Source organism: Burkholderia sp. JPY481 (assembly GCF_038900515.1).
Classification (GTDB): domain Bacteria; phylum Pseudomonadota; class Gammaproteobacteria; order Burkholderiales; family Burkholderiaceae; genus Paraburkholderia; species Paraburkholderia youngii.
Window position 1 is genome coordinate 557240 of sequence record NZ_JAYMRT010000002.1, and the last position, 15124, is coordinate 572363.

15 protein-coding genes are annotated in these 15124 nt (G+C 62.8%); 10 read left to right on the plus strand and 5 right to left on the minus strand.

From position 1 onward, the window contains the following. Positions 1 to 112: 112 nt before the first annotated feature. From VSR82_RS07995 to VSR82_RS08015, 5 genes are all read left to right on the plus strand, one after another. Positions 113 to 1054, plus strand: a complete 942-nt coding sequence (locus VSR82_RS07995) for an ABC transporter substrate-binding protein (RefSeq protein WP_368583036.1) — start codon at positions 113 to 115, stop codon at positions 1052 to 1054. A 330-nt stretch (positions 1055 to 1384) separates the two neighbouring features. Then, on the plus strand, positions 1385 to 3334 hold the full coding sequence (locus VSR82_RS08000; protein ID WP_429456070.1) for a putative bifunctional diguanylate cyclase/phosphodiesterase: 1950 nt from the start codon (positions 1385 to 1387) through the stop codon (positions 3332 to 3334). A 29-nt stretch (positions 3335 to 3363) separates the two neighbouring features. After that, positions 3364 to 3786, plus strand: coding sequence for a hypothetical protein (locus VSR82_RS08005; protein WP_429456069.1), 423 nt, complete (start codon positions 3364 to 3366; stop codon positions 3784 to 3786). A 115-nt stretch (positions 3787 to 3901) separates the two neighbouring features. Beyond that, entirely contained in the window at positions 3902 to 4126 is a 225-nt protein-coding gene (locus VSR82_RS08010; protein WP_429456068.1) for a hypothetical protein, read from the plus strand. Between the two features lie 435 nt (positions 4127 to 4561). Continuing rightward, positions 4562 to 5002, plus strand: coding sequence for a hypothetical protein (locus VSR82_RS08015; protein WP_368583028.1), 441 nt, complete (start codon positions 4562 to 4564; stop codon positions 5000 to 5002). Positions 5003 to 5068: 66 nt separating this feature from the next. Here VSR82_RS08015 and VSR82_RS08020 read toward each other — a convergent pair whose 3' ends face one another. Together VSR82_RS08020 and VSR82_RS08025 are read right to left on the minus strand one after the other, a co-directional pair. Beyond that, positions 5069 to 6220 carry a peptidyl-alpha-hydroxyglycine alpha-amidating lyase family protein gene (locus VSR82_RS08020; RefSeq protein WP_429456067.1) on the minus strand — a complete coding sequence of 384 codons (1152 nt, stop codon included), beginning with the start codon at positions 6218 to 6220 and terminating at the stop codon, positions 5069 to 5071. 105 nt (positions 6221 to 6325) lie between these two features. Then, positions 6326 to 7231, minus strand: coding sequence for a LysR family transcriptional regulator (locus tag VSR82_RS08025; RefSeq protein WP_429456066.1), 906 nt, complete (start codon positions 7229 to 7231; stop codon positions 6326 to 6328). A 100-nt stretch (positions 7232 to 7331) separates the two neighbouring features. Here VSR82_RS08025 and VSR82_RS08030 point away from each other — a divergent pair, with 100 nt between their 5' ends. Continuing rightward, complete coding sequence (locus VSR82_RS08030; RefSeq protein ID WP_429456065.1) at positions 7332 to 8336, plus strand: nitrilase-related carbon-nitrogen hydrolase; 1005 nt, start codon at positions 7332 to 7334, stop codon at positions 8334 to 8336. 101 nt (positions 8337 to 8437) lie between these two features. Continuing rightward, positions 8438 to 8731 carry a DUF1330 domain-containing protein gene (locus VSR82_RS08035; protein WP_176106837.1) on the plus strand — a complete coding sequence of 98 codons (294 nt, stop codon included), beginning with the start codon at positions 8438 to 8440 and terminating at the stop codon, positions 8729 to 8731. Positions 8732 to 8777: 46 nt separating this feature from the next. Here VSR82_RS08035 and VSR82_RS08040 read toward each other — a convergent pair whose 3' ends face one another. The 3 genes from VSR82_RS08040 to VSR82_RS08050 form a co-directional block, all read right to left on the minus strand. Continuing rightward, positions 8778 to 9629, minus strand: coding sequence for a carbohydrate ABC transporter permease (locus tag VSR82_RS08040; RefSeq protein ID WP_368583022.1), 852 nt, complete (start codon positions 9627 to 9629; stop codon positions 8778 to 8780). Continuing rightward, positions 9626 to 10516 carry a carbohydrate ABC transporter permease gene (locus tag VSR82_RS08045; protein ID WP_176121060.1) on the minus strand — a complete coding sequence of 297 codons (891 nt, stop codon included), beginning with the start codon at positions 10514 to 10516 and terminating at the stop codon, positions 9626 to 9628. The genes VSR82_RS08040 and VSR82_RS08045 overlap by 4 nt, the downstream gene beginning before the upstream one ends. Positions 10517 to 10690: 174 nt before the next feature. Next, positions 10691 to 11923 (minus strand): ABC transporter substrate-binding protein, encoded by a 1233-nt coding sequence (locus VSR82_RS08050; RefSeq protein ID WP_018435768.1) that lies wholly within the window; start codon positions 11921 to 11923, stop codon positions 10691 to 10693. 320 nt (positions 11924 to 12243) lie between these two features. Here VSR82_RS08050 and VSR82_RS08055 point away from each other — a divergent pair, with 320 nt between their 5' ends. From VSR82_RS08055 to VSR82_RS08065, 3 genes are all read left to right on the plus strand, one after another. After that, complete coding sequence (locus VSR82_RS08055; protein WP_429456064.1) at positions 12244 to 13029, plus strand: SDR family oxidoreductase; 786 nt, start codon at positions 12244 to 12246, stop codon at positions 13027 to 13029. A gap of 64 nt (positions 13030 to 13093) precedes the next feature. Beyond that, positions 13094 to 14176: an ABC transporter ATP-binding protein gene (locus tag VSR82_RS08060; RefSeq protein ID WP_429456063.1), complete on the plus strand. Its 1083-nt coding sequence runs from the start codon at positions 13094 to 13096 to the stop codon at positions 14174 to 14176. Between the two features lie 71 nt (positions 14177 to 14247). After that, positions 14248 to 15111: a MurR/RpiR family transcriptional regulator gene (locus VSR82_RS08065; RefSeq protein WP_429456062.1), complete on the plus strand. Its 864-nt coding sequence runs from the start codon at positions 14248 to 14250 to the stop codon at positions 15109 to 15111. Positions 15112 to 15124: the final 13 nt, after the last annotated feature.

Below are 15124 nucleotides of genomic sequence, written 5' to 3' on the forward strand. Positions count from 1 at the left end.
GCAAGGAAGCAGCAAATAAGCAGGGAACGCAGGAGCAGCAGAGAGAGGGCACGTGAAGGCTCCCTCGAAAGCTCGATAGCGGCTTGAAAGCCCAACCATTGGAGGAGGCCCCATGTTGAAGAGAAGACTAATCGGTATCGTGGTCGGTGTCGGTGCGCTCGTTGGCGGAAGCAGTCTCGCGTATGCGGATGAGCCGTATATTCCGCTTATTTCGAAAGGCTTCCAGCATCAGTTCTGGCAAGCCGTCAAATTGGGTGCCGAGCAGTCCGCGAAAGCGAACAACGTCAGGATCACGTTCGAGGGACCGGAAACGGAAGCGATGGTCGACAAGCAGATCGACATGCTGTCGGCCGCGCTAGCGAAGAAACCGCAGGCGCTCGGTATCGCGGCGCTCGACAGCAAAGCGGCCATCCCCTTGCTCAAGCGCGCCCAGAACGACAAGATTCCGGTGATCGCATTCGACTCTGGCGTCGACAGCGATATTCCGTTGACGACCTGCGCAACGGACAACGTCGCCGCCGCCGCGCTCGCCGCGGACAAGATGGCCGAGTTCATCGGCAATTCCGGCGAAGTCGGTGTGATCGTGCACGACCAGACCAGCCGCACCGGTGTCGATCGTCGCGACGGTTTCGTCAATCAGATCAAGTCGAAGCACCCGAACATCAAGATCGTCTCCGTGCAATACGGCGCCGGCGACCACCTGAAGTCGGCGGAAATCGCCAAGGCCATGATCCAGGCGAATCCGAACCTGAAGGGCATCTTCGGCGCGAACGAAGGTTCCGCGGATGGCGCGGCGATTGGCATCAAGGAGTCGGGTAAGAAACTCGTGCTGATCGGCTTCGACTCCGGCAAGGAGCAGAAGGACAACATCATGTCGGGCTTGATGGCCGGCGCGATTACGCAGAATCCGGTCGGTATCGGCAAGTGCACGGTCGACTCGGCGGTCAAGGCACTGCATGGCGAGAAGCTGCCGAAGAAGATCGATACCGGTTTCTACTGGTACGACAAGACCAACATAAACGATCCGAAGATCGCAGCCGTGCTGTACGACTAAGCAAGGCCGGCGATCGCGACTCGGGAAGCCGGGAACGCGGAAATCATTAAAGAGGAAGAGCCACGCTCTTCCTCTTTTTTATTGCCTTTGCGCAACATCGGAATGACGTCGCACCGAGCAGGGCGCTGCGCCGCAACAACGTGCTATCCGAAACGACCGCACCGGTCGCGCGACTGCGCAATAGCGGCGGTCCAGTGCTTTAAAAACGCGGCTAATAGTCATTTCACGCCATTGCCCGCATTAATCTGATATTTTATGTTTATGTAATCGCCGCACGAGCCGTCCATTCGCATGCCGATTCGGACCCACTAACCGTCGAATGCGCAGGTCATGGCTTTTACCGAACCAAGGTCTCCATTTTTCAAGTGGCTCGTGTCCTCGGCTCAGAACCTGAGTCCGGACAACCGGCAGATTCTGCTTGCTAATCTGTTTACGCGAACCGCTTCGATCATATTCGCATCGATTTGCGAAATCAGCGTTTGCGCGACTGCGTATTATCTCTATCCAATACCGCTGTATGCCGCGTGGGGCATTGCGGTCGTCGCATTGCTGATCGCGCGGCTCCTGTTGATCTGGCTATGCCGCACGCGCGCCGCAAAAGGGCTACCCACACCGACTTCCGCGTTTCTTTTCGCGAGTCTGTTGTGGAGCGCGCTATTCGGTTTCGGCACATTTCTGTGCAATATCAGCGGGAGTCCCACGCTTTTTCTGCTTGGAAACGTTTGCGCGGTCGGTGTGATTGGCGGATTGGCCGGACGCAATGCGAGCACACCGCGGCTTGCGTTATTGCAGATCGTTTTTATTCTGAGCTTTCTGAGTATCGGTGCGGCGATGTCGCCGGGCAATGGCAAGCTCGTGTTGCTGTTTCAGGCACCGTTTTGCGCGGCCGGTTTTTTCACGGTTGCGCTGCGCAGCAATCGCGACACCGTCGCGCTGCTGCTCGCGCGCGAAAACAGCCATCGCCTCGCGCGCCAGGACAGCCTGACCGGCTTGCCGAATCGCGCGCGCATCAGCGAGTTGCTGCTCGAGCGCACCGGCGAGAGTTCGACCGGGCAGGGCGGAGCGTTTGCGGTGCTGCTGATCGACCTCGATGGCTTCAAGGCGATCAACGACAGCCTCGGTCATGCCGCCGGCGACCAGATCCTGCAGGAAACGGCGACGCGTTTGCGCGACCTGCTGCCAAGCGGCGACCAGGTTGGCCGCCTCGCGGGCGACGAGTTCGTGGCGATTTCGGACGACACCGGGCAGCTTCGCGACGTGCGCGTGCTGGCCGATCGCATCGTCAGAACGCTGGCGCGGCCGTTCGTGCTGAGCGAAGCGCTCGTGCATATCGGCGCGAGCGTCGGCATCGCGCTGTACCCGGAGCATGCCAAAACGGGTCCGCAATTGCTGATCTGCGCCGACCGCGCGCTGTATGGCGTCAAGCGCAGCGGCAAAAGCGCGTTTGCGATTTTCGATGCCGAGAAGCACGTATCCGACGAAAGCCTGAGCCTGCTGCGCAGCGACCTCGAAGGCGCGCTGAAGTCGTTCGATGGTTTGCGCATGGAGTATCAGCCGATCATCGATCTTCACACCGGCGCGGTGGCGGGCCGCGAGGCGCTGATTCGCTGGGCTCATCCGACGCGCGGCGAGTTGTCGCCGTCGGCGTTCATTCCAACCGCCGAGCGCACCGGCCTGATTCTCCTGTTGGGCGAATGGGTGCTGCTGCAATCGTGCATGGCGGCGTCGACGTGGCGCGACAAGGTGATCGTTGCGGTCAACGTATCGCCGGTGCAGTTGCGCGAGGAATCGTTCGCATCGACGGTGACGGCAATACTTCGGAAAACGCGGCTACCGCCGACGCGGCTCAATCTCGAAGTCACGGAAACGGCACTGCTGAACGACGACGAAGTGACCCGCCGCAATATCACCCGGTTGCGCGCGTTGGGTATCGGGCTGGCGCTCGACGACTTCGGCACCGGCTTTTCGACGATGTCGACGCTGGTGCGCTTCTCGTTCGACAAGCTGAAGATCGACAGCTCGTTCGTGCGCGAGGCCGTGCATGGTCGCGAATCCGCGGCCGTGGTGCGCGGCATCGTCGCGCTCGCGCGCGAGATCGGCATGCCGACCACGGCCGAGGGCATCGAAACCCAGGAACAGCTCAACTTCGTGCGCGTATGCGGTTGCACGCATGCGCAGGGTTATCTGCTGGGCAAGCCGATGAGCAGCGAAGAAATCGAGCAGTGCGAAGCCGTGCTCGATGCGCGTGTCGCCGACAAGGCCGCGCCCGCGGACTTTTGATAACCGTTACCGATGCGATCGAGGTCGTGATGTCATCTCCCTTGCAATTCCAATTGCGGATCACTGCGTCGGCGGCGCTCGCCGACTCGCTGCGCGCGGACCCTTCGTGCGCAGCGCATCCCGCACTTCGTGCCCTTTTGCAAACGCATCAAGCAACGCTCAAATGCCAGTTCGATGCATTCGCCGACTACGTGAGCGAAGCGGAAAGAATGGGCGCTGAAAACTACCCGCTTTATCAATGGACGCGGCAGACCATCGAGAACCCGGAGAAGAAAGCGAAATACCTGCAGTCGTTCACGCTCTATGTGAATAGCGACGAAGTGTATGACAAGGATGTCGCCGATGCGCTCGAAGTCGGCTTGTCGAAATTGATCGACGCGAACGGCATTGTTCGTGTGTCGAGGTTCGACACGAATCCCGCCAACAATCCACAGCCGCCCGCGCGCATGTGAGGCGGCCGTTTAAATTTCACTCTGAAAGCTTCACGGTCAAGCGACTTAACATTTGACGACACGCCACGAAGTTCGTGAGACGATGCCATTTCACTTATTTTTGTGGGAGTGCGACATGGGACTTCTGGACGAAGTGGGCAAGATCGCCGGTGCGGTCGCCGCCGTTGAAGCCGCGGAGAAAGTCGATCCGCAAGCGGGTCTGCTGACCAAAGGCATCGCCGCTATCGCTGGATTCGAAGGCGCCGGCAAGCTCGAAGAGCTGGTGGAAAAGAAAGAAGAGGAGAAGCGGGACGACGCCGACAACGCTCAAGCCGCGGACGATACGAGTTCGCAAACCTGAGCGGCGCTCAGGCGGATTGCCGGTTGCATGCGCGTGATCGAATTGCGCGCTGCACCGGCAATTCGTTTTTATGAGCGGTTCAATCTCAATCCCCAGCTCCCGCTGTTCTCCCGATGTTTTCATCGGGCTGTCATCGCCGTCCGGCTACGATCGTCCGTCGCTTCACTTCCGCGCTCGCCCCGCGGGGCGTTGTTTTGCGCTGGCATTCTTCCACCTGAACAACCATCCGGACATGTCGAACAGAAAAATCGTCAAGACAACGCCTGCCGACGAGGGCCGCTCACCACGAGCGGCCCTTGTTTTTCGCGGTCACCGCAAAAAACAATACCCCATTCATTTTGTTACACGTCTTACCGCGATGGACTGTCGCAGTTACAAAGGCCTTTCGAAAGCCCCGCTATACTCGGCGCCGTCTCACTAAAACAAAGACCCGATATGTCCAAGAAGATCATCCAGATGGTTGCCGTGGCCGCATTGAGCGCCGCGGCGTCGTTGCCGGCCCTCGCCGGTGATATGAACAACATGCTCGGCGGCGCGCTCGGTGGCGTGGCCGGCGCGGCAGTCGGCGGCGCGGTTGGCGGCAGCACCGGCGCGGTGATCGGTGGCGCGGTGGGCGGTGGTGCGGGCGGCGCGGTCACGTCGAATCGTCGCGAACGTACCGGCGCGATCATCGGCGGCGCGCTCGGTGGCGGCGCGGGCACCGCGGCCGGCAACGCGATGGGCGGCCGCACAGGCGGCCTCGTCGGCGCGGCGCTGGGCGGTGGCGCGGGTTCGGCGCTCGGCGGCAACATCTCCCGCTCGAACTCGTACGCCGACGACTACTCGCGCGGCTACTATTCGGGCAAGCGCCATCACAAGCATCGCCATTACGACTGAGATGGCTTGACATCGACGGGACCGGTCCGCGTGCGCATCAAAAGCGGACGCGCCGGCCCTCGTCTATCACGCATGCAAGACCAGTTTCTGAACACGCCAGTTCAGCAACTCGGCAATGAATAAGACGTTTTCCGAAGGGCACGCCATCTCGTGAATCCAGCCGAACTGTTTCGGCTGTTTGCCCGCTTTGCCGAGTACGCCGAGCACTTTGCCATCGAGCGTCATCTTGTAGATGCGGCCCGGAAACGCGTCGGCGCTATAGAGCACCTGATTCGGTCCCGGCGAAATACAGATCGCCCAAGGCGAGCCCGGCGCGAACGTGCCCGCGGCGAGCTCCGCTTCGCTCGGCATGTTGCCGATCGCGGGGCGCGCGTCCGGCGGCACCGGCACGTCGATCGTGAACTGGCGCAGGAACGTGCCCTCGGTATCGAACACCTGGATGCGCCGGTTGCTGCGATCGGCCACGTACACGTGGTCGTGCGCATCGACTGCGATGCTATGGGGTGTATGGAACTGCCCTGGTCCGGTGCCGCGATCACCCCATGACTTCAGCCAGTTGCCGTCGCGATCGACCTTCGCGACGCGCGAGTTGATGTACCCGTCGCTGATATAGGTGTTGCCTGCCTTGTCCCACGCGACGTCGGTCACCTGGCGAAAGCGTCCGGGTTCGGACGGCAGCGGCGGGTTGGGATGCTTGAGCGGCGCGGTCTCTTCGTCCGATGCTTCCTGCTTGCGGCCGAACACCATCGCGACCCGTCCTTCCGGCGTGAACTTGATCACCATGTCCGAGCCCTTGTCGGTGACCCAGATGTTGTCATGCCGGTCTACCTTCACCGTGTGCGCGAACGACCACGCATACAGGTTGTGACCGATCTCGCGCACGAAGCGTCCATCGGGCGCGAACTCGAGCAATTGCGCGGCGGCCGCGCCATACGCGGGGCCGGTGGTGTTGCCGCGCGACAGCACGAAGATATGGCCATGCGAATTGAGCGCGACGCCCGAGCATTCGCCGAAATACGTGTCGTTCGGCAAACGTACGGGATTGGCAATCGAGTCATAAGCAATCGTGCGGACGTCGGGTGCGTCCGCGGCGAACGCGGACGGCATCGCGAGTCCGGCGGCGCTGCCCGCAAGCAGGCTCATGAAAGTCCGACGGCTCATCGCCCGGTGGTCGGGACTGCCGCAGCACGCACAAAACGACTCGTATCGCTCGCTCATTGTTTGTCTCCTTTGATCCATCGCTTGAAGTGTGCAAAGGCAAGCCTAGTGCACAAAACGCTTAATAGCTAAGTCGTTTTGCGATGCTGGAAGAGACAATTCCCGTTATGCGCGTCCCATGCTCTTTGCGGCGCGTCCTGTCGATTTCGCCGCGCCACGCACGAACTCGACGAAACGCGCGGTCACCGGATCGTCGCGTGTAGGCTCCCATGCGAGTCCGACGCGCCAGCGTGCCGCCACATCGCGTAGCGGTATGACGGTCGCATCGCGCAGCAGGGATTGCACCCGCGACGGCACGAACGCCGCGCCGACGCCAGCGGCGACGGTCGCGAGCACCGTCTGGATGTCGTCGGCTTGCTGGATCACGCGCGGCACGAAACCATGCGCGCCACACCACCGATCGATCTGCGCAGCCAGACCCGGCCCGCGTCCACGCGCGAGCGCAATGAATCCCGGCTCGTTCAACCGGTCCAGATTGGCAGGCAAGCGCTTGACGCTGGCGTTTTGCGGCAACGCGAGCGCCAGTCGTTCATCGAGCACGGCGAACGATGCCAGTCCGCCCTCGGCGGGCAAGCGTAGAAAGCCGACGTCGAGTTTGCCGGCCAGCAGCCGTCTGCTTTGCTCCGCCGACGACAGATCGTTGAGCGTGACGGAAACATTCGGATTGAGCCGCCGGAACTCGGCGATCAACGGGGGCGCGAAGTCGAGAGTGGAGAGCCCGAGCCCGATGCGCAATGCGCCGCGTTTGCCGCTGCCCGCCTCGCGTGCGCGCGCGAGAACCTCATCGGCATCCCGGATCAGCGCGATGGCATCGGCCAGAAACGCTTCGCCGAACGCGGTGAGTTCAGCGCCATGCCGGCCGCGCACGAACAGGCGCGCGCCGAGGCTCGATTCGAGCGCAACGATCTGCTTGCTCAGCGCGGGCTGGCTCAAGCACAGATGGTCCGCAGCGCGACCGAAATGGCGTTGTTCGGCCACCGTCACGAAAGCGCGCAATAACTTCAGTTCCATTCTCTTCGCCTATCGAACGGATCGAAATATTCATTTTACTTATCGATGTACGGCGGGTCCAATGAGGCTATCCGGAATCACCGTTTGTGAGGTATTTGACGTGTCTGCTTCGATGCTGCGTGTTGCCGCCGTTCCGTTGGAGTTGTCGTGCCGGGGGATTCCGCCACAGGTCACTCGCGTTTCGCTTGTCGCAGAGCGGCTTGCGCGTGCCGCGCGCGAAGGGATCGGGCTGGCGGTGTTTCCCGAAGCGTGTCTGGTCGAGTGCGCGAGTCTGGCGAAGCTGCGTCGGCGTGAGGTCGAAGCGCTGGCCGAGCCGCTCGATGGACCGTCGGTCAGCGCGGTCGCCGAGGCGGTCGAAGCGACGGGCGTCGCCGCCGGTGTCGGCCTGTTCGAGCGCGCGCCGGACGGGCGTATTTTCAACAGCTACGTGATTTGCCTGCCCGGCGGCATCCGTCATTGTCATCGCAAGCTGCATGCGTTCGAGCATCGGCGCGTCGAATGCGGCGACCGCTTCACCGTCTTCGACACGGCCTGGGGCGTGCGCATCGGCGTGCTGATCGGCGCCGACAACTATCTGATCGAAAACGTGCGCATGAACGCGCTGATGGGCGCAACGCTGCTGGTCGCGCCGCACCGGCGCTATCTGAGCGCGAGTCAATCCGACGAGCGCGATTCGATTGGCGCGCTGCGCCGCTGGATGCCAGCGCGCGCGGCCGATAACGGCATGTTCGTCGCATTCAGCGGAGCGACCGAGGGCGGCTGCGAGAAAGGCAACGAGAAAGACAAGGAGAAAGGCAACGAGAACATCGGCGAAACGGACGCCGCGTTGATCGTCGACCCTTGCGGCCGCGTTCTCGCCGACAGCGTCGGCCGTGAAAGCGCATTCGTGTCCGCCGAACTCGACACGGCGTTGATCGGTGAGAGCGCCGGCCGCCGATGGCTCGAAAGCCGCCGCCCGGAACTTTACGGTCCGCTGGCGCGGGCGGCTGGCGCAGCGCGGGCCATGCCACCGCATACCGCAGTCGCGGCGCGCGGCGGCGCGGTACCGCTCAGCGTCGCCGTGGTGGGTCGCGACCGGCTGACAGTCAGATGGAATGTGCGGTGACGGCAGGGCATCGCGAGCCAGCCCGCTTTGCTACCATGCAGGACAGCGACCGATATGGTCCGCTTTCGTCCCGCGTTGTTCCATCACACAAGGAGATTCGAATGAGCAAAGGTTATTGGGTGACGTCATACCGCAAGACAAACGATCCGCAGAAACTGGCCGCGTACGCGCAACTCGCCCCCGCCGCGGTGGCGGCGGCGGGCGGGAAGTTCATCGTGCGAGGTGTGGCGGACGAGGCGCGCGAGCAGGGCCTGAAGGAACGCACGGTCGTGATCGAATTCCCGACCTATGAAGCGGCCGTGGCCGCTTACGAAAGCGATGAGTACAAGAAGGCGCTGGCCGCATTGGGCGATGGCGTCGAGCGTGATCTGCGCATCGTGCGCGGCGCCGACTGACGCGCAAGCCGATGTCCACACTGCGCGGCATGCGCCGCGCAGCCACTCACTTCACCGCGCCGAGCGCGAGCCCCTTCACCATATAACGCTGCAACCACGCAAACACGATCGAAACCGGCAGCGTCGCGCCCAAGGTCGCGGCCATCACCAGATGCCATTCGACCACGTACTTGCCCGCCACCATATCGGTCACCTGCACGGTCAGCGTTTTGTTTTCCGGCGAGCGGATCAACGTATAGACGACCGCGAACTCGTTCCACGCATTGATGAACGTGAAGATCGCAGTGACGACGATCGCCGGCACCGCGAGCGGCAGAAATACCTTGAACACCGCGCGCGTACGGCTGCAGCCTTCGAGCCACGCGGATTCCTCGAGATCCTGCGGCACGGTCTGAAAGTACGACGACAGCATCCACACCGCGAACGCGATATTGAACGCCGCGTACGACACGATCACGCCGATCCTCGAATCGACCAGGTTGCCGTCGCCCCACGGAATCATCGCCGCGAGCCGGAACAGGCCGACCACCAGCAGGATCGGCGACAGCATCTGCGTGACGAGCAGGAACTGCCTGTACAGACCGCGTCCGCGAAACGGAAAGCGCGCGAGCGCGTAAGCGGCGGGCAGGCTCACCGCGAGTGCGAGCGCGGTGGACAGGCAACTGATGATCGCGCTGTTGCGCAGCGCGACGCCGAAGTTGGCCGCCTCCCACATGTCGACGAAATTGCGCCACTGCCACTGCACCGGCAGCCAGCGCGCCGGATAGACGAAGATCTCCGACGCGGGTTTGACCGAGGTGAAGAACATCACCGCGAACGGAAACAGTATGACGATCACGAGCGGCGTCAGCGCGATCCAGCACCACAGCGAGCGTTTGGTCTTCGCGCTGAGACTCATGACGGCACTCCTTCTTTCGTGCGTTGCAGACGCAGATAAGCGATCGAGAACGCGAACAGCATCACGAGCATGATCAGCGAAACGGCGGCCGCTTCGCCGGGGCGTCCGAGCCGGAAGCCGAGTTCGTACAGATAGGTGACGAGGATGTGCGTGCTGTTGTCCGGCCCGCCTTGCGTCATCACCCAGATGATCGGAAACGAGTTGAACACATAGATCACGTTCAGCAGGATCGCCATGTTGATGAACGGGCGCAGCAGCGGCATCGTCAATTGACGGAACTGCTGCCACGCGCTCGCGCCGTCGATCCGCGCAGCTTCGTAGATATCGCTCGGCACCGAAGACAGGCCGCCAAGAAAAATCGTCACCGTGAACGGAATCGACACCAGAATGCCGACCGCGATTTCGACGGGGAATGCGAACTCGGGCGTCGCGAGCCAGTGAATCGGGCCACTGATCAGGCCGAGCCGCTGCAGCGTCACGTTGACCATGCCGTAGTCGTCGTTGAAGGCCCAGCGCCAGACGACGGCGGTCATCGTCAGCGACACGGACCACGGCAGCATCACGATCGTGCGCGCGACACCGCGGCCGTGAAAGTCCTGATTCAGAATCAGTGCGACAGGTACCGAGATCAGCACCGTGCCACCCACCACGCACACGGTCCAGATGATCGTGCGGCGTACCGAAGCGACAAACACCGGGTCCTGGAATACGTTGATGAAGTTCTGCGCGCCGGTGAAGTCGCGAATCGCGCCGAAGCGCGACACCTCATGCAGCGATTGCCACACGATGTTGAAAATCGGGTAGCTGATGATGAACAGCGCGAGCACGAGGCTCGGCGCAATCAGCAACCAGGGCGCATGCGCGCGCGGAGAAACGGAACGGCTCATGCGTGCTCGATCGTGAGACGCGCCCGCTTTCTGGCGGCGGGCGCGACGGAATGGGCCGGTGGGTGCATCGTGCTGCATAGGCTCGAATGTTGGGGTGGCGTGGCGCAACGCGCGGCGCTTTAGCTACGGCGCCGCGCGTCCCCTGTTCGTCTCGTTACTGCCGCAAGCCGCGCATCAATGACCGAGCGACTTGTTCGCCTGCGCAGCCGCCGCATTCAACGCGTCAGCCGGTTGCGCCTTGTTCAGATATATCGCTTGCATCGAGTCGGTCACGGCCTTTGCGGTGTCTTCCCAGCCGGTCACGGTCGGCGCGAAGTGAGCCGTGGGCAGCAACGCGATGAACGCCTTGATGTCCGGATCGTTGAACGCCGGGTCCGCCGCTTCGGCCTTCGTCGTGGGCAGGAAGCCTTCGGTCGTCGTGAACTCGACGCGCGGCTCCTTCGTGAACAGATAGTCGAGGAACTTCCACGCGGTCTTCTTCGCTTTCGAGTTCTTGAACATCACGATCGAGTCGGTGACCGCGTAGGTGGCGTGCGTCGTGCCCATCGGCACCGGATCGATGCCGTACTTCAGGTTCGGCGCTTCCTTCTTGATCTGCTTCGCGAGGAACGGCGCGGAGATCACCATCGCGACGCGGCCCTGCTTAAACAGGTTCTGTACGTCTTCGCGGCTATAGCCGGTGACGCCCGGTTGCGTGAGACCCTGGTCGATCATCTGCTTGTACATCGTCGCGGCCTTCACGCCCGCCGGCGAATTGAACGCGGCCTTGCCGTCCTTGCCGACCACGTCGCCGCCCATCGTCCACAGCGCGTAGTAATAGTAGACGTCGGTTTCGATTTCCTTGCCTTGCAGACCGAAGCCGGCGATGCCTTGCGCCTTCAGCTTCTTCGATGCATCGATCACGTCGTTCCAGGTCTTCGGGCCGTCGGGATAGCCGACCTTCGCGAGCATGTCCTTGTTGTAGTACAGCGCGCGTGCGGACGCGGCGATCGGCAGCCCGTAGGTCTTGCCGTTGATCTGGCCAGGCGCCAGGAACGGACCGATGAAGCGGGCCTTGAAGTTCGCGTCCATGTAGCCGTCCAGCGGTTCGGCGACGTCGTCCTTCACGAAGTCGAGCAGCCAGCGCGTGCCGACGATCGCGAGGTCCGCGTTGGCGCCCCCGGAGATGTCCGTTTGCAGCTTCTGTTGCAGCGTATCCCAGTTCACGTCTTCGATCTTGATGGTCGTGCCGGGGTTGGCCTTCTCGAAGTTGCGGGCCATTTTCTCGAAGTACGGCGCGGTCGCGTCGCTGTAGTGAGCGACCGTCACGCGGACCGTTTCGGCGTGAGCCGACACGGCGATACCTGCAAACGCGAGCGCCACGGCGACTTTGCCTAGCGCGAGGGAAGCACGGGCATGCAACGACATTTTTCTCTCTCCTGTGGGTGGTTTGCTGCCGTCGCCGGCCGCCTTGGGTACATTGTTTGAAAAAATCCTACATGACGCAAAATAGCTTGTCACGTAGGGTCTGCGATATTTTTTCCTCGCTGATTTTGTGCATAAGATGCTGGAAAGCATGGGGTATTCTGCAGTGCGCGATGGTACGAAAACCCACTCTTCGGGATGACCGGACAGTTTTCGCAAAACGCGTTTTGTAAGAAATTTACAGCGGTGTGCGCGGCGCGAGCCGGGTGGCGGAGGGCGACGGCAAGACGGCCGAATCGGCCGGACGAACGAGCGAGGAATACATGGATCGTGTCGTATTGGTAACGGGCGCATGCGGCGGTATTGGCAGCGTGTTATGCGAGCGCTTCGTCGAGGCGGGCGATACCGTGCTCGCGCTCGACATCGACGTGGCCGCGCTGCAAGCGCTGAGCGCGCGTCTCGGCGCACAACGGGGCGCAGACAAAATCGTGCCGGTCGCGGTCGATCTCGGCGACGCCGCGGCGGTGCAGCAAGCGGTGGCAGCGGCGGTCGCGCAGCGCGGACCGGTCGACGTGCTGGTCGCGAACGCGGGCGCCGCGCTCGGCGCGTCGCTCGCGACCACCGACGCCGCGAGCTGGCACCGCGACATCCATCTGAATCTGAACGGCACGTATCACACGGTCGAGGCGGTGCGCGCGTCGATGATCGAACGGCAGCGCGGCGCGCTCGTGCTGATCGGCTCGGTGAACGGTCTTGCAGCGCTCGGTCACCCGGCATATAGCGCTGCGAAGGCCGGCCTCATCAGCTATACGAAGTCGCTCGCGATCGAGCTGGGCCGCTATGGCATTCGCGCGAACATCGTGTGTCCGGGCACCGTGAAGACGCAGGCGTGGCAGGCCCGCGTCGACAAGAATCCGCAGGTGTTCGAGGAACTGAAGAAGTGGTACCCGCTGCGCGACTTCGCGACGCCCGACGACATCGCCGACGCGGTGCTGTTTCTCGCGTCGCCGCAAGCGCGCGTGATCACCGGTGTCGCGTTGCCGGTCGACGGCGGCTTGATGGCGGGCAACCGGCTAATGGCGCAGGAGCTGACGCTCGAGTCGTTCTGAGCGGCGCACGGCGCGCGCATCACGACACCCGCAATACAACACGCAGCAAGACGATGAGGACAGCATGGCAGCAGTGCAACTGAGCGGCATCTTCAAACGCTATGGCGACACCCAGGTCGTGCACGGCATCGATCTCGACATCGACGACGGCGAGTTCGTCGTGCTGGTCGGTCCGTCGGGCTGCGGCAAGAGCACGCTGATGCGGATGGTGGCGGGGCTCGAGGAAATCAGCGGCGGCGATCTGATGATCGGCGGCACGCGCGCGAATACGCTCGCGCCGCAGCAGCGCAATATCTCGATGGTGTTCCAGAGCTACGCGCTGTATCCGCATCTGTCGGTGTATGAAAACATCGCGTTCGGTCCGAGAATCCGCAAAGAGTCGTCGGAGAAATTCAAGCCGCGTATCGATGCGGCCGCGAAGATGCTGAACCTCAGCGGCTATCTGGACCGTTTGCCGCGCGCGCTGTCGGGCGGTCAGCGGCAACGCGTCGCGATGGGCCGCGCGGTGGTGCGCGAGCCGTCGCTGTTCCTGTTCGACGAGCCGCTGTCGAATCTCGACGCAAAGCTGCGCGTGCAGATGCGCACTGAGATCAAGGCGCTGCATCAGCGCTTGAAGAACACGGTGATCTACGTCACGCACGATCAGATCGAAGCGATGACGATGGCCGATCGCATCGTCGTGATGAACGCGGGACGGATCGAGCAGATCGGCCGTCCGCTCGAACTGTATGACCGGCCGGCGAATCTGTTCGTCGCGAGCTTCCTCGGCTCGCCGTCGATGAATTTCGTCGAGGGCGTGATCGTCAATCGCACCCATGGTGAAGGTCTCGCGTTGAAGCTCGCGGACGGCAGCGAGGTCGCGCTCGAACGCACGCCTGCGTCGGCCGTGGTCGGTGCGAAGGTCACGCTCGGCGTGCGGCCCGAGCACATCGAGATCACGACGCTGATACCGGATGCCGCGCTCGACGTCGAAGTGATCGAGCCAACTGGCGCCGAGACGCACTTGTACGGGAAAATAGGCGGCTCCGCGTGGTGCGTGACGACGCGCGAACGCTCGAAGATCGAGCCCGGTCAGCGCGTTGCGCTGCGTCTGCCGGCCGAACACATTCATCTGTTCGATACGGAGAGTGGACGCAGGCTGGTTTGACCAGGCCGATTGAAGCCGTAGAAGCTGCGAGCGACGCGGATCCATATGAAACAGCCCCTAAGGAACACCGGGTGTCCGCACCGAACTTGATTCCCCATATCCGCAACGCACTCGCGAGTCTGCGGCCCGCCGAGCGCAAGGTCGCCGACATGGTGCTCGCCGACGTCGACTTCGCGATGCGCGCGAGCATCACCGATCTCGCGCAGCGCGCCGACGTGTCCGAGCCTTCCGTCACGCGTTTTTGCCGCGCGATCGGTGCGCACGGTCTGCGCGACTTCAAGATGCAGCTCGCGCAGAGCGTGGCGGGTGGCTTGCCGTATGCGTCGACCGCGGTCGCCCGCGACGACGACGTGCAGACCTTGATGGACAAGGTCGGGGAAGCGGCGATCGACGGCATCACGCATGCGCGCGGCGCGCTCGATCCTGCGGTGGTCGAAAGCGCGATCGCGGCGCTTGTCAGCGCCCGGCGCGTGTTTTTCTTCGGGGTGGGTTCAGGTTCGGGGCTCGTCGCGCAGGATGCGGCGCTGCGGTTCTTGCGCATCGACATCGCGGCGGCCGCGTTCACCGATGGTCATTTGCAGCGTCTTTACGCGGGCCTGATGGAGCCGGGCGACGTCGCGTTTGCGATCTCGCATTCGGGGCGCAGCGTCGAAGTCAACGAAAGCATCCAGATCGCGAAGGAGCGCGGCGCGACGACGATCGCGCTGACCAACGTCGGCTCGCGGCTCGCATGGCTCGCCGATATTCCGCTGCTGCTGCGCGTGGCGAGTCCGATCGATCCGAATACGCCGGGCGTATCGCGGCTCGTGCATCTGTGCATCATGGATGCGCTCGCGATCGGCGTCGCGCTGAAGGCCGGGCCCGAGGCGCTGGAAAAGATGCGTCACGCGAAAGCGCGGCTCGTGCCGCATGAGCCGGAAGGGGCGGGCGGGTAGAGCGCGCTCGAAG